Origin of the sequence: Blastococcus sp. CT_GayMR19, from assembly GCF_004570385.1 — a bacterium.
In the GTDB taxonomy this organism is placed as follows: Bacteria; Actinomycetota; Actinomycetes; order Mycobacteriales; family Geodermatophilaceae; genus Blastococcus_B.
The window spans coordinates 255,924-279,045 of sequence record NZ_SPQL01000002.1; the positions used below are offsets into that span (position 1 = coordinate 255,924).

The following is a 23,122-nucleotide window of genomic DNA, read 5'->3' on the forward strand; positions in this document are numbered from 1 at the left end:
CGGTCAGGCACCTAGAGTGATTTCCGCGTGGTAATAGCGCCTGGTGTTCTTCTCGTCGCTGGCCACTACCACCAGACCACTGGCCGACGTGATCGGGGCCTTGGCGGTCGTGGCGTTGTTGATCAGCGCACCGCTGAAAGCCAGCAGGGTTGCCCGAGGGGTGAACGACATGGTCGCGCCCAGCGGGGACCTCCTGAAGTACACCTGACCGCCGCTCTCCGTGGACATCACCACGTACAGACGCTTGAACGTGGCATCCAAGGCAAGTTGGGGCCGCGTGAGGCCCTCGGACACGGTGGCTGCCGTGCTGGCCGTCCAGGCACCGGCCGAGGAACGGGACAGCACCCGGATGCTGGGATCGGAGGGGAGATCGCTCGCGCCGTCGCCTCGCGACGTCTTGATGGCGGCATAGACCCTCCCGGAAGGGTCCGGCAGCAGGGATTTCAGATTGATGTGGTCGTCCGCGCTTCGCGTGCCGCTGAGCGCGGTCTCCATCGTCCAGCCGGTGTTGTCCGCGGCGCTGTCAGGGTGCACCGCGAAACGCACGACCTGGTTCTGCTGGTCGGACCACATCACCCCGACCTTGCCTCCGAAGGCCACCATCGAGGAGATGTCGTCTGCTCTGATGACATTGTCAGAGACCGGAACGAGGAAGGGTGCGGTCCACACGGTGTCGCTGGTCGTCGAGTGGGCGACCCAGACCTGGTCCAGCGTGCTGTCGGTCGGATGCGGCTTCGTGAACGTGATCCACAGCCGTCCCAGGCTGTCCCGAGTGATGGTGACCGACTCGATGCTGCCCGAGGTGACTGACTTCGGGAAGCCGCTATCCATCGTGTACCTGTCGGTCGTCGCGTTGTAGGACATCCGAGCCGCATTGATGGGCCCGCTGGTCACGCGACTGGCCACGTAGAGCTTGCTGCCCGTCCACAGCGCGTCGCCCGTGCTCGCGGCGCGCCCGTCCACAAGGGTCCCGGTGTTCAGCCATGTGTGATTGCTCTGGAGACGGTGAATCGTGATGTCCGGGTTGCCGTCGGCACCGTTGCTGTTGGTGCGCATCAGCGCCCACCAGATGCCGTCGTTGAACCACAGCTTGCTCTGCGGCTTGTCCTCAGTGGGTGACGTACCGGCCGCGAAAGTTTGCCCCTGATACATCCGGGGGGCCGAGTCGGCCCGGGCCTCCGCGGCCACCACCGTCTGCAACGCCAGCACACCGGCGAGCAGCGCCCCAATCAGAGCGATCGAACGACTACGAGTGAATGGGGACCGAGCCAAAATCAAGAGCATGAAGACCTCTTGTTGGGTTGACACAGCCGAACATGGACCGGAAGGGCGTGACCGACCATATGGTCCGTCTGACCCGAACCGGCTCGCGGTTCTGCGTCTCGGAATCCCCCCGGCAGGTCGTGACCGTCGGTCCACGATCGCGGACTCTCATAGGACACGACCTGGTCAGTCGAACGCGCCCGACCTTCCCAGCGCAGTGACGAGGTCCGTCACGTGCGGGAACAGCAGGTCGGCGATCTGCTGCTGACTCGCCCCGCCCGGCCAGCCCTCCGCGACCGGGTCCACGTAGGTGACGGCAACCACCGAGGCGTCCACCGCCGCCTGAACAGCGCTCCGGGCCCGCGAGTCGGGTTGGGGCGCCTCCGGAGCCGGCTGCCAGGGGGCTACCACCACGACCAGCGCGTCCGGCGCCGCCTCCTCGACCGCGCTGAAGGCCTGTTCGGCGCTGCGGGACACCTCCGAGGCCCCGGCGAGGCCCCATCGGCTGTCGTAGAAGACCACCAGTTGGATGTCGTGGCTGACGGTGTCGACGACCAGATCGGTGAAGGCCGGACCGTTGGGTGCCTCCGCGGCGAATCCGGCGCCCTCGACAGCCACCGGCGTGAGGGCGAGCGGACTGCCGGCACTGCCCAGGCTCGCCGCCAGAAGACCGGGCCAGCTCCCTTCGGCCGACGGTCCGGCGGCCGCCACGGCGGGGTCGTCGGTGATCACCACGGTGGTGACCGGATGGACCGGGCTGGTCAGCGAAGCGGTAGCGGGGTCTGCCGGAGCCCCTGAGGAAGCCGTGAGACGCGAGGTGGGCGCGCCCTGACTGTGCGCTGTGGCACCGGTCGCGCAGGAGGTCAGCGCCACGCTGCCGCACAGGATGAGCCCGACAGCCAGTGCGACCCTGCACCTGCTCGAGCCTGGCGACCGGCCGCGCACGTCGCGCTGTCCCATCGACGCATCATGCTCCCGCCTGGGCACCAGTGCGAGACGTTCCGCCGCACGGACCCCGCGCACTGAGCCGGCGGGGCGCAGGGTGCGCTTCCTGCTGGCGGAGATCACCGCGGTGCGAAGTCCTGGGTCGCGATCCCGTGATCCCGGCCGTGTGCCGACCAGACGAGCCGACTCGGAGACCTGCGCCGTGCTGCTCTCCCTGCTCTCGGTCCACACAGAAGGAGCCGTCATCACGGCCGCCGACGAGCCACTACTCGTGCCGTGACCTGATCAATAATCTCAGCCGTCGATGTAGCGGTCGCGCTCGACGACGAACTGGCCGGTGGCGGTGTTGGCGTCGACGAACTCCGGCAGGAACGGGATCCGCACCGTCACGGTCACGCAGACGGAGAACTCCTCGCCCGGCGCCAACGTGGGTGTGAAGCCGCCCGCGTCCGCGCAGTCCACCCCGGCGGCCGCGTAGGCCACCCGCACGTCGCTGGCCGCCACCGACTGGTCCTCGACCGCGAGCTGCGCCGCCCGTGCCGCGCGGGCCAGACCCGTGGCGGGGTCGGGAGCCGTGCCGATCGCCCGGCCGGCCTCACGGGCCGCGGCCGTGGAGGCGAACACCCCGCGCTGCACGGCCGAGAAGCCGGCGAGGATGTAGATCAACGGCACGAAGACGACCAGGGCGATGAAGACGAACTCCACCAGCGCCGAGCCGCTCTCGTCGGCGAGCATGCCCAGCCGCCGGCGCAGCCGCCTCACGCGCCCTCCTTCACCGCGCGCCCGGTGACCTCCAGCGGCAGCAGGTTGCCCAGCACGGCCAGCAGCGAGGGCACCGACCCGGAGCAGCGCACCACCACCAGCGGGAGGCCCGTGCCGTCCACCTCCTCGGCCGACGTGCAGGCCAGCCCCCTGGCGGTCTGCGCCGTCGTCGCCCGCGCCACGACCTCGACGGTCCGGGCAGCCCCGGAGGAGGAGTCGACGTCGGCGTTGGCCGCGTACCGCGCGCCCGCCTGCGCGCTCGCCGTCACCACGTTGCGCACGTGCACGTACACCGCCACCTGCAGAACCGCCAGCAGCAGCGTCACGATCAGGATCGAGACCAGCACGAAGTCGACGACGGCGCTGCCGCGCTCGCTGTCCTCACCCGACGCGAGGGGCCGCTCAGGGCGCATTCGTGACGGAGGCGAGGGCCGCGGTCACGGCGTCGAGGATCGCCGCCCGGAACGGGATGAGGATGGCCAGCACCAGAGCCGCCGTCATCACCGTGATCATCACCCAGCCCGGGACGTCGCCCCGCTCGGGATCCTCGCCCCGCACCCGGGCCGTCAGAGCGGCCAGCGCCGAGGTCACGAACGCGTATGCGCGCATCGTCGTCCTTCCTGTCGATCGCCGGCTGCGCTCATTGCGACAGCGAGACGATGCTGATCAACCCCGGGAACAGGGCGAAGAGAACGGTGACCGGGAGCACCAGGAAGACGACCGGCACCATCATCCCGATCTCCTTCCGCCCGCCGGCCTCGAGCAGCCGGCGCTTGCCGGCCTCCCGGACGTCGGCCGCCTGGGCGCGCAGCACCTCGGCCAGCGGCGTGCCCCGCTCGATCGCGACGAGCAGCCCGTCGATGAACCGGGCCAGCGGGTCGAGCGACGTCCGGTCGGCCACCTGCTGCAGCGCGTCCACCAGCGGGGTCCCGGCGCGGGCACGGCCGAGAGCCGCCCCGAGCTCGCGGGCCAGCTCCCCGCCGGAGAGCCGGGTGACCCGGGCGATCGCAGCGGTCGGGCTCTCCCCCGCCGTCACCGCCAGCGCCAGCAACTCGGCCACGACGGGGAACTCGGCCAGCAGCAGCTCCTCGCGCTGCTGCACCTGCTGGGTCAGCCACCAGTCCCGGCCGAGGACGCCGCCGACGAGGCCGGCCAGGCACAGCAGGCCCCCGGACAGCACGTTGAGGCTGCCGGCCGCGATCGACCCGATCGTCGCGACCAACGCCCCTCCGGCCAGGCCGAGCCCGCCCCAGATCACCTGCTCGACGCGGAAGTCCTCGACGGTCGTGTCGGTGGCCAGCGCGTCCAGCCGCCGGCGCACCGCGGCCCGCCCGCCGAGCATCCGGTCGATCAGGCGGGCGCCGTCGCCGACGACCGGCCCGAAGACCCGGCGGACGGCGGTGAGCAGCCCGGCCTCGGTGGCGGTGCCCAGCAGCCGCGACGGCGGCGGGGTGTCGTGGACGTACGGGGCCAGCCGGTCGACCAGCCGCACCGACCGGAACGGCGGCGCGTACCGGAGCACCAGCACGAGCCCGAGAGCCACGCCGAGACCGAGGAGCATCCCGGTCAGCCCGGCGTTCACTGCAGCACCCGCACGTCCTGGGGCAGCCGCCCGATCCGCAGCATCAGCCGGTAGGCGACCACGCAGACGGCGCCGCCCCCGAGCAGGATCGCCGTTCCGAGCGGGGAGTCGTACGCGGCCAGCGTCGTCGACTGGGTCGCCAGCAGCAGGAGCACGGCCCAGGGCGCCGCCACGGCCAGCCGGGCCGCCGACACCACCCAGCCCTGGCGGGTCTCCAGCTCCGCACGGGCCCGGGCGTCCTCGCGGAGGAACGTGGCCAGCGTGCGCAGCACGCGGCCGAGGTCGCTGCCGCCGACCTCGCGCGCCACCCGCAACGTCTCCACGATGCGGTCACCCACCGGATCGGCAAGGTCGTCCTTCAGCCGGTCCAGGCAGGTGCTGAAACGACCGGTCGAGCGGTACTCCGCGCCGAACCGGGAGAACGCGGGCCGCAGCACCTCGGGGCCGCGCGTCGACAGTGCCGACAGGCCCTCGGGCAGCGAGAGCCCGGCCCGCACGGCCGACGCGAGATTGTCGACGACCTCCGGCCACACCTCGCGCAGATCGGCCTGCCGCCGACCGGCCAGCCGACGCACCTGCAGATAGGGCAGCGCGAACCCGAAGAGCCCGAACACCAGGCTGACCGTAACCGTGCTCGTCGTGAGCAGGACGACCACCGTCGCGACGAGGCCGAGGCCGACCTGCAGGGCCAGCAACTGGGCGCCGTTGATCCCGGTCAGACCCGCCGCGGACAGCGCCTGCTGCCGGCGCCCGAGCCGGCGCGGGCCGGTGCCTGGCTGCGGCGCCCGCGGGCCACTTCGCCAGATGAGCAGCAGGCCCACACCGAGGAGCAGCCCGAGCAGCGCTCCGGACTCGATCACTCGGTCTCCTCGCTGGCGCTCGTCACCCTCGTGCTCGACGATGCTGTGCCTCTGCGTGACCTTGCAAGCTCGGTCACGTGAAGCGTCCCGGCCCGTCCCCGAGCAGGGTCGGGAGGTCGAGGCCGAGTGCGGCGAACCGGTCGGGGTGCGGGGGATAGCCGTCGGCGCGCACGAGGCGGCCGTCCCGGGTGGTGAAGACGTCGGCGGTCTCGATCACGCCGCCCTCGGCACGGCCCGGCAGGGCCACGATCTCGCGCACGCGCCGGTGGCCCGAGGCGTCGGTACCGACGTGCACGACGAGGTCAACGCTGGACGCCACGGTGGGGACGACGAACGCCGTCCCGATGTTCTCGCCGGCCAGCAGCGGCAGGGTGCACATCTTCACCACGGCCTCGCGGGCACTGTTGGCGTGCAGCGTGCACATGCCCGGCAGCCCGGAGTTCAGCGCGATGAGCAGGTCGAGGCACTCCTCCTGCCGCACCTCGCCGACGATGATCCGGGAGGGCCGCATCCGCAGCGCCTCCTTGACCAGGCGGCGCAGCGGGATCTCGCCCGTCCCCTCGAGGTTGGCTTGGCGGGTCTGCATGGAGACGACGTCGGGAAGCGGTACCCGGAGTTCGAACACCTCCTCGCAGGTGATCACCCGCTCCCGGGCGGGGATGGCCGCGGTGAGGCAGTTGAGCAGCGTCGTCTTCCCTGCCTGCGTACAAGCCGGTAGTTACCGGGCACGTTTGGTAGCGCGGTCCGCATCCGTGGGCTAGGTCTCGAGATCAGCCGGGCCAAAGGGGTCCGCACCACATAAGGAGCCAGCCATGACCGCCGCCAAGAAGACCACCGCCACCCCCGCCACCGTCGACGAGGTCCCTGCCGAGATGCTGCCCGACGCCTCCGCTGCTGCGGACGACGCCGAGGTCGCCGACGCCATGGAGTCTGCCGGCATCACCGTTGCCAAGGCGGCTCCGGCCGCGAAGAAGGCTCCGGCCACCAAGGCTCAGGCGAAGGCCACCCCGGCGAAGGCCGCGACCAAGGCTCCGGCGAAGAAGGCGGACGAGCCGACCGTCAGCGTGTGGGTCGGCCGCAAGATCGCCGAGATGGCCAAGGCCCAGAAGCGGGGCTCCCTTGGGGCCAAGTTCCGGGCGGTCACCCCCAGCAAGGCGGGCGACCACACGGTCCGGCTCAACAAGGCCGAGAGCGAGGCGCTCGCCGCGCTGGCCACGGAGGTCGAGAACCAGGGCGGCATGATGGCCCTGTCGGGTCGCACCCTCCGCGCTCGCCTCGACGCCGCCTGGAACGCCTGAGCTCCACTACACAACCAGCCCCGCCGGGATCACCGGCGGGGCTGGCGTGCGTCGTGGGGTCACCAGGGCCCAGCAACGCGCTCGCCGTGAAGACGGTTGATGGGACACGATGCCTCGGTGAAGCGAGACGCACAGGTTCTCCACAGCAAGGCCATCGCCTCGATGCGGGTAGCCACCGCGGCGTTCAACTCACCGGATGACGTCGGCCGGGTGACGCAGGTGCTCCTGGCCCTTCAGCACTCGTTCGAAATGCTGCTCAAGGCCGCCCTCGTGCAACAGCGAGTGCGGGTCTTCGACAAGGACTCGGGCCGGTCCATCGGGATGGACAAGTGCATCAACCAGGCGCAGAACAACACCGTCATCAAGCTGACCGACGACGAGGCGGGCACTCTCCGCACCATCGACGCGATGCGGGACGACGAGCAGCATTGGTTCGCCGAGGTGTCGGAGCAGATCCTCTACCTGCACGCCCGCGCCGGGATCACCCTCTTCGACGAGTTGCTGGACCGTGTGTTCGGGCAGCGACTGGCCACCTATCTGCCCCTTCGGGTCCTCCCCCTCTCGACGGACCCTCCGCGCGACCTCCACCTCCTCCTCGACGAGGAGTACAGCGCCATCGCCGACCTACTCAAGCCGAGGCGCCGGATGACCGAGCCCGCGAAGGCCAGGATCCGCACTCTGCTCGCGATGGAGGCTCACGAGGAGCCGGAGACCCGCGTCTCCGACAAAGACGTCAAACGAGTCGTCAAGGGGATTCGGGCGGGCAAGACCCGAGCCGAGGTCTTCCCCCGGCTGGAGAACCTGGCCACGGACGTGACCGGTGATGGGCCCAACGTGTCGGTGCACTTCAACAAGAAGGGCGAGGGTGCTGCCGTGCACTTCGTCGCCGAGGACGCCGACGTCGAGTCGGCCGCGATCCGCGAGGTCGACCTCAACGCTCGCTTCTCCCGCACGAAGGCAGAGCTGGCCGACGCGCTCGGGGTCAAGCAGCACATCGCGACCGCGCTCAGGGACCACCTCGCCGTCGACCAGGACCCCCGTTGCTACCGGGACATCACGTACAACAACTCCGTCCTCCGCAAGTACTCGGATCGGGCCTTCGCTCCGATGCGAGAGGTCATCAAGGCCGGCAACGCCGAGGCGGTGAGGTCGGCGCACAGTCCCAACAAGGGCATGCGCCACGAGCGTTGCTCGATCGAGGGCTGCAAGGCCGGAGCGGACCCCACCCCGGCGTGACTCGGCGGCGGGCTTGGCCCTGCTCCAAGGTCACCGCCCGCAGGGCTGGAGAGGGGCGCTCGCTGCACCTCGAAGTGGGCACCGCACGCGAGCTCCTGCCGGGCCTGGAGTCCCGACAGGGGCGTAGCTCGGTCAGACCGTGGTCGTGATCTTGACCAGGGCGGAGGGCTGCGGGTACCCGAAGCCGACGCGCATGACCGCCTTGACGGCGATCCGGTCCGAGGTGAAGAACACCGACTTGTCGGTCTCCATGGTCACGTCCTTGCGGATGACCACGACGACCCGCTCCCTCGGGATGCCCCAGATGGTGCCAGCGGGCACCGCCGAGCTGCGCAGCAGCGGCACGCCGCCGATGAGCCGACGGGTCGGCTGCGTCGGGTCGGCTCCGAGGAGCGGCCGGTTGGACCCGGTGGACTCCTTGAGCAGCGCCAGGGTCAGCGCGTCCGCCGGGTTGGCGACGAAGCTCGTGATGGCAGCGCCGACGCCCTCGGCGAGCGACTGCGCCTCGGCGAAGACGTCGAGCGAGTCGAACGCCGTGACGGTCAGGCCCTGCACGTCGTCGGCGTTGGCGTTGACGGCCAGCGAGCCGAGGCCCTTCTGGGCGTTCGGGTTGGCGAGGTTGCCGAAGAACGCCGCGTCCACCTTGCGGGCGATGTCGCGGGCCAGCCCGTTGCCGATCACGTCGGCGGCGTCGGGACCGGAGTCCTCGGACAGCTCACGGGTGATGGGCACGACGCCCATGACCTTGGTCGGGGTGACGGTCACCTCGTCGAAGGTCATGTCAGAGAGGACGACCTCCTCGCCCTCCGCGACCCAGTCGGCCGACGGCTCGGAGCCGGGCACCGGGATGCGGTAGGAGTGCGAGTCGGTCCGGACGACGGTGGCGACCTGAGTGGCCAGCGCCTCCGCCTCGAAGGGGTCGAGCAGGTAGGTGTTGATCTCGTCCGGGGTCAGGATGGACGAGCCGGTGACAGTGGTGGTCATGGCAGGGCTCCTTCAGGAGGGCATCGGTTGGGATGGCGTCGCGGGCCCTGCCTCGCGTGCCGGTGCCCCCCTGGGGCTCGTCGCCAGGTCCGGTGGGAGGTGCCCCCTGGGCAACCGGCCGGACCTGGCGACGAGACGATAGCTCGGCTACGCGTCCCTGAGGATCTGCTGGAAGCTCCGCACGCCTCTGACGGGCTCGCCGCGCCCGCCCTGGCCCATGTCGCGGGGCACCCGCACCCGGGCCTGGCCCCAGTGCGGGTGGTCGGCCAGCACCTTCGTGACGGCGTCGGCCACCTTGGCGGAGTCCACGGTGCCGTCGTCGGCCAGCAGGTCCTTCAGCTCCGCTCCGGCGACCCACAGGTCGGAGGCGGACAGCAGCCTCTCCCCCACCAGGGCCTCGGCCTCACGGCGCTGGTAGGTGGCCACGGTCCCGACCAGCGCGTCCCGCTCGGCCTCGACCTCGCGCCGCTTCTCCCGCTGCTTGAAGTTCTCCGCCTGGAGGGCGGCCACGCCCGTCGACTCCTGCCCCTCTCCCGTCCCCTCAGGCGGGGTCGTGCCGTCGGCTGCGGTCGTGTCGGTCTGGCTGGCGTCGGTGATCTCAGTGCCCTCCTGGGTGGCGTCGGTGGTGCTGGTCGCGGTGGTGTCGGTCGTGGTCATGCGGGTCCTCCTGGGTCAGTTCGAGTGGATCGGTGAGGTCGGTCATCTCAGTGGGGCGTGATCTCGGAAGCCGTAAGGAATGGATTCGCCAGAACGGCGCGGGGGCCTTCACGACCCGGGGGGAGGGGTCACCCCCACCCCTCAGCTGCGGGGATGCTCACCACCTACACCACGGTCGGCGAACATCTGGTTGAGGTTGCAGGACCTGCACTGGCCCTTCAGGTTGTCGCGGACGTAGGCGCCACCACGGGCGAACGACACGATGTGTCCGGCCTCGGTGGCAGGAGCTCCGCAGTCCCGGCAGGTCGGCTCCTCGGCGAGGACCTGTGCACGGAGCTGCTTGTCCGCACGCGACCTCGTCGCGCCTGCTCGTGCGCTGCCCTGCCACGCTCGCGTGTGCGCGTCGCAGTACTTGCGCGCTCGCACCCGCTCCTCGCATTCCGGCTTGCCGCACTTCTTCGGTGCGCGCGGGCTCACGCCGCCAGCCAGGTGCGACGGCGGATGCCCGGCGACAGGTAGTCCACGAGGCAGGTTGCGTCCTCGTCCACCGTGATGCCGGCAGTCGCGAGGAGGGTCCGCTCGGTGGGGGTGGTGGGGCGCTCGAACGGCCAGCCCCGGACGTCGGCCAGGGACCGGTCAGCCACCAGCCGGGTGTCCTCGGCGTCCTGGAGCGAGCAGCCGCCCAAGGTGTGGTGTCGGAACACCAGGCCAGCCGGGTGGGGCACCAACTGCTCCCCGCCGCACTCGGGGCAGACGGCTGCGGCGAGGGGGTCGCTGAAGACCGGGGTCAGGTTGTCGGGCATCGGAGCTCCTTGTTGGGTCGGCGGGTGGGCCGGTCTGTGGGTTGAGGGAGAAGGGGTCGCAACCCCGCCCCCGGACTTTCTGTAGCGGGCAGCCCTCCGGGCCCGCCCCGCCCGCGCCCCCCTGAAGGGAGGGGGCGCGGGGCGTGGTTGGAGCGACCAAGCCGGGGCGTGGTCGGGGCGTGGTAGGGCGTGGGGGCGTGGTCAGTCACCGTCGTCCCCGAACTCCACGACGTACGGACGGACCAGCTTGTGAAGCAGAGCCTGGCCCTTCGTGGAACGGGACACCCAGCCGTCCGCCACCAGGGCGTTGAGGGCCGCGTCGATGTCGTCGTTCTTGCCGGTGACTCCCTTACGCACCAGCGTGGCGCTCGCCCCGTCGTGGTCAGGCCCGAGCTCACCGAGGAACTCGGCGACCCGCTCCTTCATCCGCTCGGCCTTCTCGTCGGGGGCGGTGACAGGAGCCGGAGCCAGCACCGAGAACTGCAGCCAGTCGCCCGTCGAGTCCACGACGATGCGCGCGGCCTCCTGGGTGCGGTCGGCACCCGCCGCGCCCGACTTGCCACGGACGAAGCCCGGCCGGTCCTTGGCGACCCGCATCACGAGCTCTCCCCGGAGACCACGCCCTACCGGGGAGCGCACGTCCAGGGCGTAGGCCGCGCCCGTCAGGACGGACATCTTGGCCTGACCGCCGATGGCGAACCGGCCACGGCTCTCGGCGTTCTTGGTGACGTGGTCGATCTGCACCACCGCCGCGCCGGTCCGGTCGGCCACGAACCGGGGCAGCTTGCGCGCCCACTCGGTTGCGGAGGCGTTGGGATCCTTGACGTCCATGCCCAGCGCGTCCATCGACTCGGACACCCCGTCGATCACCACCAGGGAGTACGGGTGGCGGTCCAGCGTGGCCAGGAACGCTGCGTGCTCGGCCTTGCCCACGTGCGGGTCGCTGGCGGGCTGGAGGTAGACGAAGCGCTCAGCCGCAGCCGCCATGTCCGCGCCCAGCACACGCAGCCGCTCGACGATGCTCGCCGGGTCCGACTCGAAGTCGAGGTACAGCACCGCCTCGCCCGCCCGGAGCCGCTGCACGCACTCGTACTGCGCCACCATCGACTTGCCGGACTCCGACTCGCCGTGGATCGAGTGGGTGAGGCCCGGGTACAGCAGGGCCACGCCGTCGTCCCGCAGCAGCAGCTCGGGCTCCACTGGCTTGTGGGTGCCGTCGATGAAGCCGCTGAGGTCGAGCCCCGTCCACGTGGAGGGCGTGCCCGGGTCGCTGAAGTCGTCGGCCGCGCTCGGCCGGTCCCCACAGCAGCCCCGGTCGGCCTCGGGGGTGATCGTGGCGCTGGCGATGCCCACAGCCCCCGTGAGGCCCCTCTCCCATTCCCTCTGCGCGTCGTCCACGCCACCCGGCCGCTCGGGTGCCACGGCCTTGACGAAGGCGTTCTCCAGCATCTCGAGGGCCTGGCCGGCCCCGTCGTGCCCCTGCTCCCCCATGCGGATGAGGTTCAGCTGGGCCTTGCTGGCGACCTCGTGACGACCGCCCGGCTCGCCCAGGTTCCCGAGCACCCGGTCGAGCGACCGCTGCATGGCACGGCAGGGCTCCCCGCCGGGCAGCTCAGCGATCCACGCGTGGGCCTTGCTGGCGGTGACGCTGGCCTTGGCGTCCACGTCATCCGCGGAGCCGTTGTCCAGCTCGGCGACCCACGCCTCGGGCAGTGCAGGCAGCTCGTCGATGTGCGGCGGGCCACCCATCGGTAGGCCGACATCGTCGGTCCAGCCGTAGACCATGCCCTCGGGGTGCACGGACGGGCCCACGACGGCGTAGCGGTGGCCGTGGTGCACGATCTCGACCCCAGCACCGAGCTGGCCCTTCCACTTCCGACCGGCCGGAACCCGGAACCACAGGATGCCGGAGCCGTCCTCGCGAGCCGACGACCGGAAGGTGGCGGGCAGCTCGCCCAGCCGGGCCTGCGCCTCGGCGATGGTCTCCGCCCCGGCGTCCTTGTAGGAGTCGACGTCGATGCCGAGCACGGTCTCCCCCGCCCGGACAGCGATGTTGTGGGCGCCACCGGCGGACCACCGAGCGGCGTCCTCCGCCGTGACCCAGCGGCCGGAGTAGCCGGTCCACCCGGTGGGCGGCGGGGCCTTCTCCTTGTGCGGGAGCGGGATCGGCGACCACCCGGCGTCGATGTACTCCTGGGCCGCGTGCGCGTACGGGGTATCCTGAGCCTCGGTCTTGTCCTGCCTGGCAGCGGTTCGGACCTCAGACGGGCTCTCCTTGTGGGGGCCCGTTCGTTCGTTGTCAGCCATCACTCGGCTCCCCGGTGAGGTCCCCGAGCACGACGAGGTCGTGGTAGCTCTCGCACGTGCCGTTGGCGCCGAACGGGTGCATCCGTCCCAGGGCTGCCCGAGCCTCCGCCTCCGTGGGGTGCAGCAGGACGGTGATGCCGCCACAGCCCCGCACGGTGGCGTACCGGCCCTCGCCACGGATCCACAGCGCCTCGGGCCAGGTGCGCCGGGCGAGGTCGGGGTAGGTCGTGGGCATGCAAGTCGGGGCCGGTCCCGGGCCTGCCATCAGGTAGACGACCCGGCCGTCGTTGCGCTCCATGCGGGCAGCCCGGGGAGGCTCCTCCCACAGCGACAGCGCATCGACGTCCGGCACCACCGCGATGGCGCCCGGCCGACGGATGCAGCAGTAGTTGCCGCACAGAACCAGCTCGTTCCTGGCCGACTGCCCAACGATCACGATGGTGACGTTGTTGTGGAGCGCCAGGTCGGCCGCGAGCCGGTAGACACCAGCCCTGGTCGCAGCGGCGAGGTTGCCGGGCAGGACGGCCACAGAGGTTGTGGCGCACTTGGCGTCGCCGATGCCGCTCATCGGGCGGTGCCCGAGAGCAGCAGAACGGCCAGCCGCTTGCGCTGGGCTGTGGTGAGGGGCGGGGCAGCGTCGAGCGCCTTCTGGATGGCGCGCTCGCAGTTGGCTGCGGTCAGCTCCCGCTTAGCGGCGGCGAGCTGGTCGGGCGTTCCGCAGCGGGCAGCGACACCGACTCGGCTGACTGCATTACGGACGGGGTCGACCGTCGACGGCTGGGACAAGGGGAGCCTCCAGAACAGTGAAGTCCTGGTACGGCTCCTCCCTGCTGACCAATCCGGTTCTCCGGTCAGTCAGGGTGGTGTACCCCCACGGCCAAGTCGAAGTCCGACCCCGTGGTGCCGAGCGCGTCCCTGCTACGTTCCCGCCGTGGTCGTGCCGAGGTCCGGATCAGACCTCCCCAAAGCGCTACTTCCGCATTGCGATGAACGATAGCTCACCCGGACATCGGGTGGCCGTGGAGTGGCCCCTGACCAGGCCCCTTAGCGGCCCACCTAGGGACATCCCCCTGATCTACTCCATCCGGGGGATGTGGGTCCAGGCCGACCGGAGTGACGATGCGCAGGTGAGTTCCCTCCGCTGGACAGGGCTTCGGCTGGCAGTCGTGGCGATTGCCTGCTGGGCAGTTGTCGTGGTGGCGATCATCACGACCGAGCCTGCGGAAGGGGTCCCCATTGGGGCCGGTTTCTTCTACATCGTTGCGGTGCCGCTCTCGGTGGCCGCGTCGCTAGTCCTGCTCAGCTCTCTACGCACAACGGCGGCGGGGGCCGGGTGGCCCTCCAGACGGAAGGCGAAGGCCACGCTCTCCGTGGCCGCGGCCTTGGCCGTCGGAACGGTGGTCATCCTGCCGGTTCTCTTCGTGGGCGGGGCGACGGACTCGATCCCAGCGAACATCCTCGATGTGCTGCTGTTCTCGGGTCTAGGTGCGTTCGTGATCTCCACGCTCTTGTTCGGATTGATGCGTCCCTGAAGCCGCCTTCAGGGGCTACACCCCTTGGAAGTCCGCCGCCTGCTGGTCCGCGTCGATCGGGCCCAGATCCTCGGGCACCTTCCAGTCGAACGTCAGCCGGGCGAGCACCTGCGCGGGTGTGCGTCGGCCGGTGCCGCCGCGCCGCACCCAGATGCGCTCCATGGCGTCGTCCAGCACCGCCCGCTGCTGCTCGACGTCCTCCCCCGCGCTCGCCCAGTCGTCTTCGAACCACCCGGCGTCCTCGTACCGGAGCGACACGATCGGCGCCTCCTCGCGCTTGGCGTCCCGCAGGTCAAGGAGGGTGCTCTGCTGCTCTTGAAGCTCGCGCCGCTGCTCGCGGTCGGTAACCTGACGGATGAGCTGGTCGAGCTCGTCCAGCCGGTGCTCGATCTCGGGCAGGAGGGCCGCGCCTCCCTCGTAGACCTTCTCGACGCGCGTCCACCGCACCCGCTCGCCCTTCTGCCGCAGGAACTCTTCAACCACGAGGGGCTCGAAGTTCGAGATCGACTGCGAGCACTCGGGGCAGGTGTAGCCCGGCCGTCCGTTCACCGTGCACCGGTGCATCCGCACCCCGTCGGCCCCATGCTCGCCGCACCACAGCAGGCCCGACAGGAGCGCCGAGGTCTTCGACCGCAGTGCACGCGGCTTGGACTGCGCGCTGTCGTTGTCGTCTAGCTTCGCCACCAGGGCGCGCCAGTCCGCCACCGGCAGGATCGCCACCGACTCGACCACCACGGGCAGGCCGTCGCTGTCGCGCAGGACGTTGGTGCCGCGCTCCTTGGTCGTATTGCCGGGGTTGAAGGGAGTCATGCCGGCGAGGATCGGGTGCCGCAGGATGCGCTCCACGGAGTTGTAGGCCCAGCCGCCGCGCCCAGTCGGCGTCGGCGCGCCGACCTCGTCCAGCCACTGGACGACGCTGTAGATGGAGTTGCCGCGCCGCACCCGCTCGGCCATGCCCCGCACGTAGTCGATGCGGTCAGGGTTGTGAGCGAGCACCAGCCCTGGACCGTCGGGGTTGCGCACGCTCTGCCAGCCATAGGGCACCGTGCCGCCGACCACGCGCCCCGCAGTCAGCAGGTGGGTCCGGGCAGCCGCGACGCGAGCGCTGATGGCGTCGGCCTCGTACTCGGCGAAACTGGCGAGAACGTTGGCAACGAACCGACCGTCGCCGGTCGTCAGGTCCAGCGAGTTCTCCACTGCGACCAGCCCCGCGCCTCGCCCGCGCAGAGCCTCGTTCGCCAGGTGGAAGTCGAGGACACGGCGGGCCAGCCGGTCCAGCTTCCAGATGATGACGGCCTCGAACTGAAGCGGCGAGGCAAGCAGCTCGCGCCACCCGGCACGGTCCACGGGCTTGTTGTGGCTGGCCGAGACGCCGTCGTCGGTGAAGGTGCCGACCACCTGCCACCCCCGGGCAGCGGCGTACTGCTCCGCTGCTTCTCGCTGGCGGTCGATGCTGACTGAGGCCTCTTGGGCGACGCTGATGCGGGCGTAGATCACTGCACGGCGGGTGGGCATGGACAACTAACGTAGCTGTTGACTACCCGCCTGGGTGCCGCCGGAGACCAGGATGTTGAGCCCGGAGGCGACGGCGGCCTCCAGGAAGCGGGCCGCCTGCGCGGTGAGGGTGCCGAGCGCGACCAGTTCGTCGAGGTGGTGGGCCTGCAGCACGAACTTCCGGATGTTGATCGCCATATGGCGGCGGGTGATGTCGGGGATGACGACGTGCAGCCGGGAGCCGTCGGGCATGGTCGCGTCGACGAACGGTGTGCTCATGTCGATCCGGCGTCCCGACGTGCGGAGCATCCGCTCGACCAGCTCGGCCAGCTCGCCCGGGCCCAGGATCGTCGTGGTGAGCTCGCTGCGGCCGCGCCGGGCGACGAACACCCGCCCGGGCTCGTTGACCCAGATCTCCTCGACGTCGGGGTCGTCGAGGTAGCGCTGCAGCGGCCCGAACCCGGCCACCCGGTCCAGCACGTCACGGACGATCGACTCGGCGTCCCCGATCGGCGGCAGCGCCGAGTTCAGCGACCGTTCGGAGTACTCGGCGATGACGTCGCGCACGAGCACGCGGACCGGGCCCGGATCGGTGAAGGGGTCGAGGCCGCGACGCCGGATGAGCTCACGGACCTCGCCGTCCACGACGTCCAGAGCGGTCGGCACGGCACCCCTTTGAGCTGGCGATCAGTCGGCAAATCGCCCGGACTGTAAGGGAACGAAACAGTCCGTGGGCCGCGCAGCGGTCCTTCTGTGGACAACCCGACGTCGTGCGGGGCCACTACCACCCACCCGGGTGAACGCGCGCGCATCAATTCCAATCCCGGGCGCCGGGCCACGCTCCAGCCCGGTGCGGTGCGGTGCGGTGCGGTGCGGTGCGGTGCGGTGCGGTGCGGTGCGGAAGCCTGACGGGCTGCGACAACCCACCTCACGCGAGCTGGTCTCTCTCCGGTGATTCATCCCCTCGGCTGACGTGCACGCCAGGCCCCTGGCGGTCTGCGCCGTCGTCGCCCGCGCCACGACCTCGACGGTCCGGGCAGCCCCGGAGGAGGAGTCGACGTCGGCGTTGGCCGCGTACCGCGCGCCCGCCTGCGCGCTCGCCGTCACCACGTTGCGCACGTGCACGTACACCGCCACCTGCAGAACCGCCAGCAGCAGCGTCACGATCAGGATCGAGACCAGCACGAAGTCGACGACGGCGCTGCCGCGCTCGCTGTCCTCACCCGACGCGAGGGGCCGCTCAGGGCGCATTCGTGACGGAGGCGAGGGCCGCGGTCACGGCGTCGAGGATCGCCGCCCGGAACGGGATGAGGATGGCCAGCACCAGAGCCGCCGTCATCACCGTGATCATCACCCAGCCCGGGACGTCGCCCCGCTCGGGATCCTCGCCCCGCACCCGGGCCGTCAGAGCGGCCAGCGCCGAGGTCACGAAGGCGTATGCGCGCATCGTCGTCCTTCCAGTCGATCGCCGGCTGCGCTCATCGCGACAGCGAGACGATGCTGATCAACCCCAGGAACAGGGCGAAGAGAACGGTGACCGGGAGCACCAGGAAGACGACCGGCACCAAAAGCGTCATGGCTCCCTGTTCTTATGCAACGGTCCTCGTCCTAGGCGGCGAACACCGGACGGGACCGTTGACTCTCATTCCAGCGCTGGGAGGAGACGGTGATCGCCCGCTCTGACCAGCGACGACATGGATCAGGCTATTTCACGCCGGGAACAGGGACCTAAGCCTCTGGCGGCCGAGAGTTGCGCAGGGTGCAGACTTATTTGCTGGCGGCGGATTCTAGACCGGCGATAGCCCCCTACCGAAATCTGTGCCGTTATTCCCGGCAACTATCTATGCCCAGCCCAGCTGTGTTCGCGAAGTGACAGACCCGCCGGACCAGGATTCGGTTGTCCCGCGGCGATGACGGCGGAAGTGGTGGGGTTTCGCGAAGAATGCCCCTCATCTTTCGGGATCGAGCCCTTTCCCACCTGTTTTACCCCATCTAGCGGTTAGGGAGCTGCACCATGTATCGAAAGACTCTCGCACGGCTACCCATCGCGGTGGTCACTCTGCTGACCGCGGTGGTGACCCTGGCCGGTCCTGCGTCGGCGGTCCCCGTCCTGCCCGGTAGCGGCCCCGTCCCCGCCAATTATGAGACGCAGGCGTTTTCCAGCGGCAGCGGCGACATCGCTGACGATGCCGCCATTTGGGTGAACACTGCCGACCCGGCGCGGTCCGTGGTCATCGGCAGCAAGAAGGCTTCCTCCGATGGTGGGCTAGCGGTCTACGACCTGGCCGGCGATCAGATCCAGTTTCTGTCCGCCGGTGAGCTGAACAACGTCGACATTCGCAGCAACGTGTTCGGCGGCAAGGTTTTCTTGACCGCCACCAACCGCACAAACAACAGCCTGCAGTTCTTCTTCCTTGACCCGGCTACCCGCACGCTGACCACCGCCGGGTCGACCCCCGTCGGCTTCGAGCCCTACGGCGGCTGCCTGTACGTCAGCGTCACCGACGGCCAGATGTACGCCTTCGTCACGAACCGCAACAGCCCCTATGACTTCGACCAGTACCGGCTGAGCGCCTCCGGATCCACCGTCAGCGGCACCAAGGTCCGCGACATGCAGACCTCGACCCTGTCCGAGGGGTGCGTGGCCAGCGACCCCGTCGGCCAGAGCGTCTTCCTCAGCGAAGAGGACAAGGGTGTGTACCTATACAGCGCCGAGCCGACCGGCGGGACCTCCCGTAGCACCGTCGCCAGGGTGGGCACCAACGGGCTGACCGCCGACGCCGAGGGCCTGGCCATCGCCCGTGACCGCACCACAGGCGCCGCGTACCTCATCGTGTCCAGCCAGGGGAGCAACAACGAGAAGGTGTATGACACCGCGACCCCGTTCACGTTCAGGAAGACCTTCAACGTCGCCGCCAGCGGCTCCGTGGACGCCGCCACCGGCACCGACGGTCTGGACGTGACGCGCGCCAACCTGGGGCCGCTGTACCCGAACGGTCTCTTGGTCGTGCACGACACCAACAACACCGGCGGCTCCGCATCGAACTTCAAGTACGTGGACGCCGGGCTCGTCCTCGGCAAGTACTGAGGTCCGCCGCTAGCCCTCTCGCGCTCTCGGTAAGAGCATCCTCGGATCCGTTGGCCGGAGCGCTGCTCCTCGGCCTGCTGTCCGGCAATGCCAGCGCCGCCCCATGTGTAGTCGCTGCAATGACGGATGTGGTCGGGCGGATGACTACAAGACCAGGGCGAACAGGACCGGGTTCTGGTCGGCATCGGGTGCCTGCAATTTGAACTCGTACCGATGCCCACTACGAGCCCGGATCTTTCGTCCGCCCGTCGGTGATCGTCGGAACACGACTTCGTGGGCCGCCGGTGCGTGATTCTGGCATTGGGGTGTGACGGTCCGGCCGAGGTCGCTCGGGTGGGCGCCGGTGCCACGGTCCGGGGTGGTGCAGGTCGTCGGGACGAGGACGTGTGGGTCAGCCGGGAGCCGGTGCCGGGCCGGCGATCAAGGCGCGTAGCCGGACGACGGCGTCGCGGACGACGGCCGCCCACGGGTGGTGCTCGGCGAGGTGCAGCAGCCGGCGGCGTCCGCTGCGAGCGAGGGTGGCCGGGACGGTGAACAGCCTGGTCCGCAGCCGTTGGGCTCCCACCGTCGGGCGTCGGTGTCGGTGAGGGCGAGCATCTGCATCCAGGCGGTGAGCTCGCAGGCGAGCGCGACGATGGCGCACGAGATCTGGTTCTGGGCGAAGTCGTGCAGCGGCAGGTTGGTCAGCCCGGTGTCCTTGGCGCAGCGGATCCGGTCCTCGGCGCGGGCTCGGCGGCGGTGCCGGAGCTCGAGGTCGGGCAGCTGGCCGCGGGTGCTGTCGGTGGCGAACGCGGTGACTCGCAGCCCATCGGCGTCGGTGATCCGCAGCTGCGCCGCGGGATGGGGCCGTTCCTTGCGGGCGATAACCCGCATTACCGGCGGCCAGCCGGTGAGGTCGAGCAGGCCGGTGAGTTCGGCGACCCAGGCTCCGTCGCGGACCTGGTCGTGAGCGTCGTAGGCCGGCGTCCACGCCTCGGCGGGGACCTGCTTCAGCAGCTGCGGGGTGTTGTCGGGCAGGCCGAAGCCGATCGAGTAGGACAACCGCTGCCCGTGGCACCAGGCCACGAAGGCGTGGGTGGCCCCGGCTCCGTCGGTGCGGATCAGGATCTTCCGGCCCGGTCGGCCGCCCGGCCGGTGACCGGGCAGCTGGGCCAGCGCGGCGCGGGCAACGGTGATGTGGTCGGCGGCGGTGTTGGAGCCGGCGTTACCCGCCCGCAGCAGCACCGCCAGCGGCTCGCCGCCGCCCTCGGGCCCGTGGTCGACGAACGCGCACAGCGGATGGTGGCCGAACCCGCGCTTGAACGTCGGCGCGGCCTGCTCCTTCTCCGAGTGTGCGGTGATCAGGGTGGCATCGATGTCGATGGTCAGCGGTGCCGCAGCGTCGGCGGCGTGGTCGGGAGCGTGCTCACCGGCCAGCGCCCACACCGCGGCCCGGGCCGTCGCCCGGGCGGTGTTGATGGCCTTGAGCGCGGCGGAGGCGTCGGCGGCCAGGGCGTCGATCGTGCGGGAGACCGTCGGATCCGACGCCACCCGGCCGTAGACGCCGGACTCGGCGCGCAGCAGCGCAATGTCGGCCAGGCAGTCCCCACCCAACGCCAGGGTCAGTGCCAGACGACCTTGCCCGGATCGTGGACCGCGAGCGGCTTGCGCCACGACGCCAACGCCGACGAGAGCGCGGCGTCCAGCCCGGCGGCCGCGATCGTGTCGGTCAGCAGTACCCCGCCGGCCTGGCCGACCGCCGGGACGTCGGCCGTGTCGACCTGGACGCGGGGATAGAACCGGCCACGCTTCTTCACCTGGAAGGTGCTCCTCGATTGGCTCGGACTGGTCCCTAGACAAGACCCATCCCTGCTGGTCAAGAGCACTTTTCGGTTGATCAACACCCGGTCACGCTGCTCTGCCGTGAAGGCCCCGGGCTAGGCAACGACGTCATCGGCCTCGGGGCGATCGACGCCGCCCAGTCGCTGGGCGTCGCCGTGCCGGAGGCGGTCTCCGTCCTCGGCTTCGACGACGTCCCGAGGGCCTCCTGGGAGGTGTTCCAGCTGACCACGGTGCGCCAGCCCCTGAGCGAGATCGCCAGGGCAGCGGCCCGCAAGCTCGCCGAGCGGATCGAGTGCGCCGGGGACATCGGCCCTGGGCGCGCGAGCAGGTCTTCGCCACCAGCCTCGTCAAGCGCTCGACGACCGATCCGGTGTACACCTCTGCAGCGCGAGCCTGACGTATCGCCCGCTGCGGCCTCAGGCCGTCGGCAGCCCGCCCGCGCCCTCACGGTGGCAGGCGTTCTGGTCGACCGTTCCGCGGTCGTGGGGCGAGGCGCACAGCCCTCGGGCAGTCGGGACCCATCCCCTCGACCGGGGCGCCCGGAGCACGCGCATGGCCCTCGCGCGAGGGCACGATTAGCCGACAGTGACGGCTACGCAGAGTCTCCGGAGTCCCCACGTGTACCGGTATTCGTATGTTCGGCGGGACCGGACCCCGATCCGGTCAGTCCCCCACTGCCGCCGATGCGCTGACGATGCCCTCGCCGTACAGGCCGTTGACATCGGTCGTGCCCTCGCACGGCGCATCGAAGTCCGGGGTCCGGCCCTCGTCGGTGTAGACCTCGACGCCACCCGCCGGACAGGCGTGGTCCACGGCGGAGCCCAGGAGGACGCCGGCCACGTCCTCGGGGGCCAGCGCGCGTCCGCCGTCGCTCTCCTCGCCGTCCGCCTCGACGATCAGCGCGGCAACCCCGGCGGCGTGGGGGGAGGCCATCGAGGTGCCCTGGAGGTAGGTGTAGAAACCGCAGACGTCGCCGTCGCAGAACTTCACGGAGCGGGCGTCCACCGGGTCGCCGTTGGGGTCGGCCAGACCCGCGTCGATCGCCGCCTGCACCGGGTACGACGACAGCACGAGGTTCGCCGGCGTCTGGAACTCCGGCGTGCCGACGAAGTCGCGGGCCCAGCCGCCCGGGGCGGAGACCTCGACGTCGCCGAGCCCGTAGTTGGAGTAGTCCGCCTTCGTCCCCGACGGGCCGACGGCCGACACCGAGATGACCTCCGGTGCCTCGCTCGGCAGGTTCAGGCAGGTGTTCTGGACCGTCCTCGGCCGGGCGATCCCCACCGGGTAGTTCGGGCTCGTTCCGTCGACGCGCGTCGCTGCGGCCAGGTCCTGGTGCTCGTTGCCGGCGGCGCCCACGAGCGTGACGCCCCGGTCGTGGGCATAGGAGACAGCGCCCAGCACCAGGTCGTGGACGAGCCGCTGCTGCGTGAGCTCCTCGTCGGTCACGGTGCCGTCGACGTACTCGTCACGCGAGGTGCAGTTGAAGCGCCACGGGTCGGTGAAGAAGCTCATGTTGACGACGTCGAGGCGGAGGTCGCCCGCGTAGACGAGTGCCCGCACCGTCTCGTACAAGAAGAAGTAGCCGGAGTCCTGTCCCGCGCGCACGTTGACCAGGGTCGCCTCCGGGGCCACGCCGGCGATCCCGAAGTCGTTGCTCGCGGCCGCGACGGTGCCGGCCACGTGCGTGCCGTGCCCGTTGTCGTCCACGTCGGCCGGATCGACACAGCTCTCGACCTCGCACGGGCCGTCGATCGCCGGGATGTCGGTCGTGAAGTTGCGGGACCGCTCCGCGTCGAAGTTCGGCGCGAGGTCCGGGTGCTCGGCGTCGATGCCGGAGTCGATGATCCCGACGTCGACGCCCTCGCCGGTGGCCTCCTGGTGGGCGCCGTCGGCCGTCGCTCCGATCATCTCCATGTCCCACTGGAGGTCCGCCAGGGGCTCGGCGGCGATGGTGGCCCCGGAGGAGCCGTTCCCCTGAGCCGTCCGGGCCGCGCCGTCGGTTTCTGTCCGGAACAGCCGCTCCTCGGCGAAGCGGTGCGGCATGCCCGGTCGGGCGATGCCGACCGAGTGGTTCCGGGCCGCGCCGCTGATCTCGTCCTGTGCGCGCACGCTGTCGAGGAACGCGCCGTCAGCGGAGACGACCAGCGCGAGGCCGACCTGCTCCGTCACGTCGACCACGCTGCCGCCCGCCGCCTGGATCGCGGCAGCCGCCGCCTCGGGGCTGCCGCTGAACGAGACGACGTACTCCGCGGAGACGGAGTCCTCCGCCGCCCGGGTCGCCGTGGCCGACGCGGCGACCACCGCCGTGGTCCCGACGAGAACTCCGAGCGCCCGCAGAGCGGCGCGGCAGCCAGATCGACGAGACCACATGGCGCGGCCCTTCCGGGAGTGCCCAGACCCAGGTGCCGGCGGCCCCGTCCCGGCCTCGCACTGCCTCGTGCAGTAAACCCAGCCGGGGCCCCCCTGTCGAGGCGAAGGATGCCCGTCCGA

22 protein-coding genes and 2 pseudogenes are annotated in these 23,122 nt (G+C 70.6%); 4 read left to right on the forward strand and 20 right to left on the reverse strand.

The genetic code is table 11. The features are described 5' to 3' along the window. Nucleotides 1-3: 3 nt before the first annotated feature. The 8 genes and pseudogenes from E4P39_RS03885 to E4P39_RS03920 form a co-directional block, all read right to left on the reverse strand. Nucleotides 4-1,284 carry a hypothetical protein gene (locus E4P39_RS03885; RefSeq protein ID WP_135135069.1) on the reverse strand — a complete coding sequence of 427 codons (1,281 nt, stop codon included), beginning with the start codon at nucleotides 1,282-1,284 and terminating at the stop codon, nucleotides 4-6. Between the two features lie 165 nt (nucleotides 1,285-1,449). Continuing rightward, nucleotides 1,450-1,998 carry a hypothetical protein gene (locus E4P39_RS03890; protein ID WP_135135070.1) on the reverse strand — a complete coding sequence of 183 codons (549 nt, stop codon included), beginning with the start codon at nucleotides 1,996-1,998 and terminating at the stop codon, nucleotides 1,450-1,452. A 504-nt stretch (nucleotides 1,999-2,502) separates the two neighbouring features. Further along, on the reverse strand, nucleotides 2,503-2,970 hold the full coding sequence (locus tag E4P39_RS03895; protein ID WP_135135071.1) for a hypothetical protein: 468 nt from the start codon (nucleotides 2,968-2,970) through the stop codon (nucleotides 2,503-2,505). Continuing rightward, entirely contained in the window at nucleotides 2,967-3,383 is a 417-nt protein-coding gene (locus tag E4P39_RS03900; RefSeq protein ID WP_135135072.1) for a TadE/TadG family type IV pilus assembly protein, read from the reverse strand. The genes E4P39_RS03895 and E4P39_RS03900 overlap by 4 nt, the downstream gene beginning before the upstream one ends. Beyond that, a complete protein-coding gene (locus E4P39_RS03905; protein WP_135135073.1) occupies nucleotides 3,373-3,579 on the reverse strand; it encodes a hypothetical protein in 207 nt (68 codons plus the stop codon). Before E4P39_RS03905 ends, E4P39_RS03900 begins: the two co-directional genes overlap by 11 nt. A 31-nt stretch (nucleotides 3,580-3,610) precedes the next feature. After that, a complete protein-coding gene (locus E4P39_RS03910) occupies nucleotides 3,611-4,552 on the reverse strand; it encodes a type II secretion system F family protein (protein WP_135135074.1) in 942 nt (313 codons plus the stop codon). Then, nucleotides 4,549-5,412 carry a type II secretion system F family protein gene (locus tag E4P39_RS03915; RefSeq protein WP_135135075.1) on the reverse strand — a complete coding sequence of 288 codons (864 nt, stop codon included), beginning with the start codon at nucleotides 5,410-5,412 and terminating at the stop codon, nucleotides 4,549-4,551. Before E4P39_RS03915 ends, E4P39_RS03910 begins: the two co-directional genes overlap by 4 nt. A 73-nt stretch (nucleotides 5,413-5,485) precedes the next feature. Beyond that, a pseudogene (locus E4P39_RS03920) lies at nucleotides 5,486-6,106 on the reverse strand (CpaF/VirB11 family protein); the annotation flags it as partial. A gap of 118 nt (nucleotides 6,107-6,224) precedes the next feature. Between E4P39_RS03920 and E4P39_RS03925 the strand changes: the two are divergent. Both E4P39_RS03925 and E4P39_RS03930 read left to right on the forward strand, forming a co-directional pair. Continuing rightward, complete coding sequence (locus E4P39_RS03925; protein WP_135135076.1) at nucleotides 6,225-6,710, forward strand: hypothetical protein; 486 nt, start codon at nucleotides 6,225-6,227, stop codon at nucleotides 6,708-6,710. Nucleotides 6,711-6,827: 117 nt separating this feature from the next. Continuing rightward, the gene (locus tag E4P39_RS03930) at nucleotides 6,828-7,946 is read left to right on the forward strand and encodes a DUF3644 domain-containing protein (RefSeq protein WP_135135077.1); all 1,119 of its coding nucleotides are present in this window, start codon (nucleotides 6,828-6,830) and stop codon (nucleotides 7,944-7,946) included. A 132-nt stretch (nucleotides 7,947-8,078) separates the two neighbouring features. Here the strand turns inward: E4P39_RS03930 and E4P39_RS03935 are convergent, their stop codons facing one another. The 6 genes from E4P39_RS03935 to E4P39_RS03955 all read right to left on the reverse strand — a co-directional run bounded on the left by E4P39_RS03935 (nucleotide 8,079) and on the right by E4P39_RS03955 (nucleotide 13,265). After that, nucleotides 8,079-8,930 (reverse strand): phage major capsid protein, encoded by an 852-nt coding sequence (locus E4P39_RS03935; protein ID WP_135135078.1) that lies wholly within the window; start codon nucleotides 8,928-8,930, stop codon nucleotides 8,079-8,081. 147 nt (nucleotides 8,931-9,077) lie between these two features. Beyond that, a complete protein-coding gene (locus E4P39_RS22140) occupies nucleotides 9,078-9,587 on the reverse strand; it encodes a hypothetical protein (RefSeq protein ID WP_167761564.1) in 510 nt (169 codons plus the stop codon). 141 nt (nucleotides 9,588-9,728) lie between these two features. Continuing rightward, a complete protein-coding gene (locus E4P39_RS23120; protein WP_348633806.1) occupies nucleotides 9,729-10,064 on the reverse strand; it encodes an HNH endonuclease signature motif containing protein in 336 nt (111 codons plus the stop codon). Then, on the reverse strand, nucleotides 10,061-10,390 hold the full coding sequence (locus tag E4P39_RS03945; protein ID WP_135135079.1) for a hypothetical protein: 330 nt from the start codon (nucleotides 10,388-10,390) through the stop codon (nucleotides 10,061-10,063). The genes E4P39_RS23120 and E4P39_RS03945 overlap by 4 nt, the downstream gene beginning before the upstream one ends. A gap of 201 nt (nucleotides 10,391-10,591) precedes the next feature. Beyond that, the gene (locus E4P39_RS03950; protein ID WP_135135080.1) at nucleotides 10,592-12,697 is read right to left on the reverse strand and encodes a bifunctional DNA primase/polymerase; all 2,106 of its coding nucleotides are present in this window, start codon (nucleotides 12,695-12,697) and stop codon (nucleotides 10,592-10,594) included. Next, a complete protein-coding gene (locus E4P39_RS03955) occupies nucleotides 12,690-13,265 on the reverse strand; it encodes a hypothetical protein (protein ID WP_135135081.1) in 576 nt (191 codons plus the stop codon). The genes E4P39_RS03950 and E4P39_RS03955 overlap by 8 nt, the downstream gene beginning before the upstream one ends. A 559-nt stretch (nucleotides 13,266-13,824) precedes the next feature. On the opposite strand from E4P39_RS03955, the gene E4P39_RS03960 reads away from it, so the two are divergent. Then, entirely contained in the window at nucleotides 13,825-14,229 is a 405-nt protein-coding gene (locus E4P39_RS03960) for a hypothetical protein (RefSeq protein WP_135135082.1), read from the forward strand. A 15-nt stretch (nucleotides 14,230-14,244) separates the two neighbouring features. Here the strand turns inward: E4P39_RS03960 and E4P39_RS03965 are convergent, their stop codons facing one another. Genes E4P39_RS03965 through E4P39_RS03980 form a run of 4 tightly spaced genes read right to left on the reverse strand, consistent with a single transcriptional unit; the run spans nucleotide 14,245 to nucleotide 17,170 of the window. Further along, entirely contained in the window at nucleotides 14,245-15,744 is a 1,500-nt protein-coding gene (locus tag E4P39_RS03965) for a recombinase family protein (RefSeq protein WP_135135083.1), read from the reverse strand. A 6-nt stretch (nucleotides 15,745-15,750) separates the two neighbouring features. Further along, a complete protein-coding gene (locus tag E4P39_RS03970) occupies nucleotides 15,751-16,389 on the reverse strand; it encodes an ATPase, T2SS/T4P/T4SS family (protein ID WP_245159614.1) in 639 nt (212 codons plus the stop codon). A 21-nt stretch (nucleotides 16,390-16,410) separates the two neighbouring features. Then, nucleotides 16,411-16,974 carry a TadE/TadG family type IV pilus assembly protein gene (locus E4P39_RS22805; RefSeq protein ID WP_245159615.1) on the reverse strand — a complete coding sequence of 188 codons (564 nt, stop codon included), beginning with the start codon at nucleotides 16,972-16,974 and terminating at the stop codon, nucleotides 16,411-16,413. Next, a complete protein-coding gene (locus tag E4P39_RS03980; RefSeq protein WP_135135073.1) occupies nucleotides 16,964-17,170 on the reverse strand; it encodes a hypothetical protein in 207 nt (68 codons plus the stop codon). Before E4P39_RS03980 ends, E4P39_RS22805 begins: the two co-directional genes overlap by 11 nt. A gap of 567 nt (nucleotides 17,171-17,737) precedes the next feature. Between E4P39_RS03980 and E4P39_RS03990 the strand changes: the two genes are divergently transcribed. Continuing rightward, the gene (locus E4P39_RS03990) at nucleotides 17,738-18,811 is read left to right on the forward strand and encodes a phytase (protein ID WP_135135084.1); all 1,074 of its coding nucleotides are present in this window, start codon (nucleotides 17,738-17,740) and stop codon (nucleotides 18,809-18,811) included. A 391-nt stretch (nucleotides 18,812-19,202) separates the two neighbouring features. Here the strand turns inward: E4P39_RS03990 and E4P39_RS03995 are convergent. Further along, a pseudogene (locus tag E4P39_RS03995) lies at nucleotides 19,203-20,607 on the reverse strand (IS1380 family transposase). A 688-nt stretch (nucleotides 20,608-21,295) separates the two neighbouring features. After that, entirely contained in the window at nucleotides 21,296-22,933 is a 1,638-nt protein-coding gene (locus tag E4P39_RS04005) for a S8 family serine peptidase (RefSeq protein WP_245159616.1), read from the reverse strand. Nucleotides 22,934-23,122: the final 189 nt, after the last annotated feature.

Excerpts from the sequence above, each read along its gene's own strand:
- E4P39_RS03945 (WP_135135079.1), bottom strand. The coding sequence starts at position 10,390 with ATGCCCGACAACCTGACCCCGGTCTTCAGCGACCCCCTCGCCGCAGCC.
- E4P39_RS03925 (WP_135135076.1), top strand. The coding sequence starts at position 6,225 with ATGACCGCCGCCAAGAAGACCACCGCCACCCCCGCCACCGTCGACGAG.
- E4P39_RS03935 (WP_135135078.1), bottom strand. The coding sequence starts at position 8,930 with ATGACCACCACTGTCACCGGCTCGTCCATCCTGACCCCGGACGAGATC.
- E4P39_RS22805 (WP_245159615.1), bottom strand. The coding sequence starts at position 16,974 with ATGCGCCCTGAGCGGCCCCTCGCGTCGGGTGAGGACAGCGAGCGCGGC.
- E4P39_RS03900 (WP_135135072.1), bottom strand. The coding sequence starts at position 3,383 with ATGCGCCCTGAGCGGCCCCTCGCGTCGGGTGAGGACAGCGAGCGCGGC.
- E4P39_RS03950 (WP_135135080.1), bottom strand. The coding sequence starts at position 12,697 with ATGGCTGACAACGAACGAACGGGCCCCCACAAGGAGAGCCCGTCTGAG.
- E4P39_RS03990 (WP_135135084.1), top strand. The coding sequence starts at position 17,738 with ATGTATCGAAAGACTCTCGCACGGCTACCCATCGCGGTGGTCACTCTG.
- E4P39_RS03885 (WP_135135069.1), bottom strand. The coding sequence starts at position 1,284 with ATGCTCTTGATTTTGGCTCGGTCCCCATTCACTCGTAGTCGTTCGATC.
- E4P39_RS03955 (WP_135135081.1), bottom strand. The coding sequence starts at position 13,265 with ATGAGCGGCATCGGCGACGCCAAGTGCGCCACAACCTCTGTGGCCGTC.
- E4P39_RS03980 (WP_135135073.1), bottom strand. The coding sequence starts at position 17,170 with ATGCGCGCATACGCCTTCGTGACCTCGGCGCTGGCCGCTCTGACGGCC.
- E4P39_RS03905 (WP_135135073.1), bottom strand. The coding sequence starts at position 3,579 with ATGCGCGCATACGCGTTCGTGACCTCGGCGCTGGCCGCTCTGACGGCC.
- E4P39_RS22140 (WP_167761564.1), bottom strand. The coding sequence starts at position 9,587 with ATGACCACGACCGACACCACCGCGACCAGCACCACCGACGCCACCCAG.
- E4P39_RS03965 (WP_135135083.1), bottom strand. The coding sequence starts at position 15,744 with ATGCCCACCCGCCGTGCAGTGATCTACGCCCGCATCAGCGTCGCCCAA.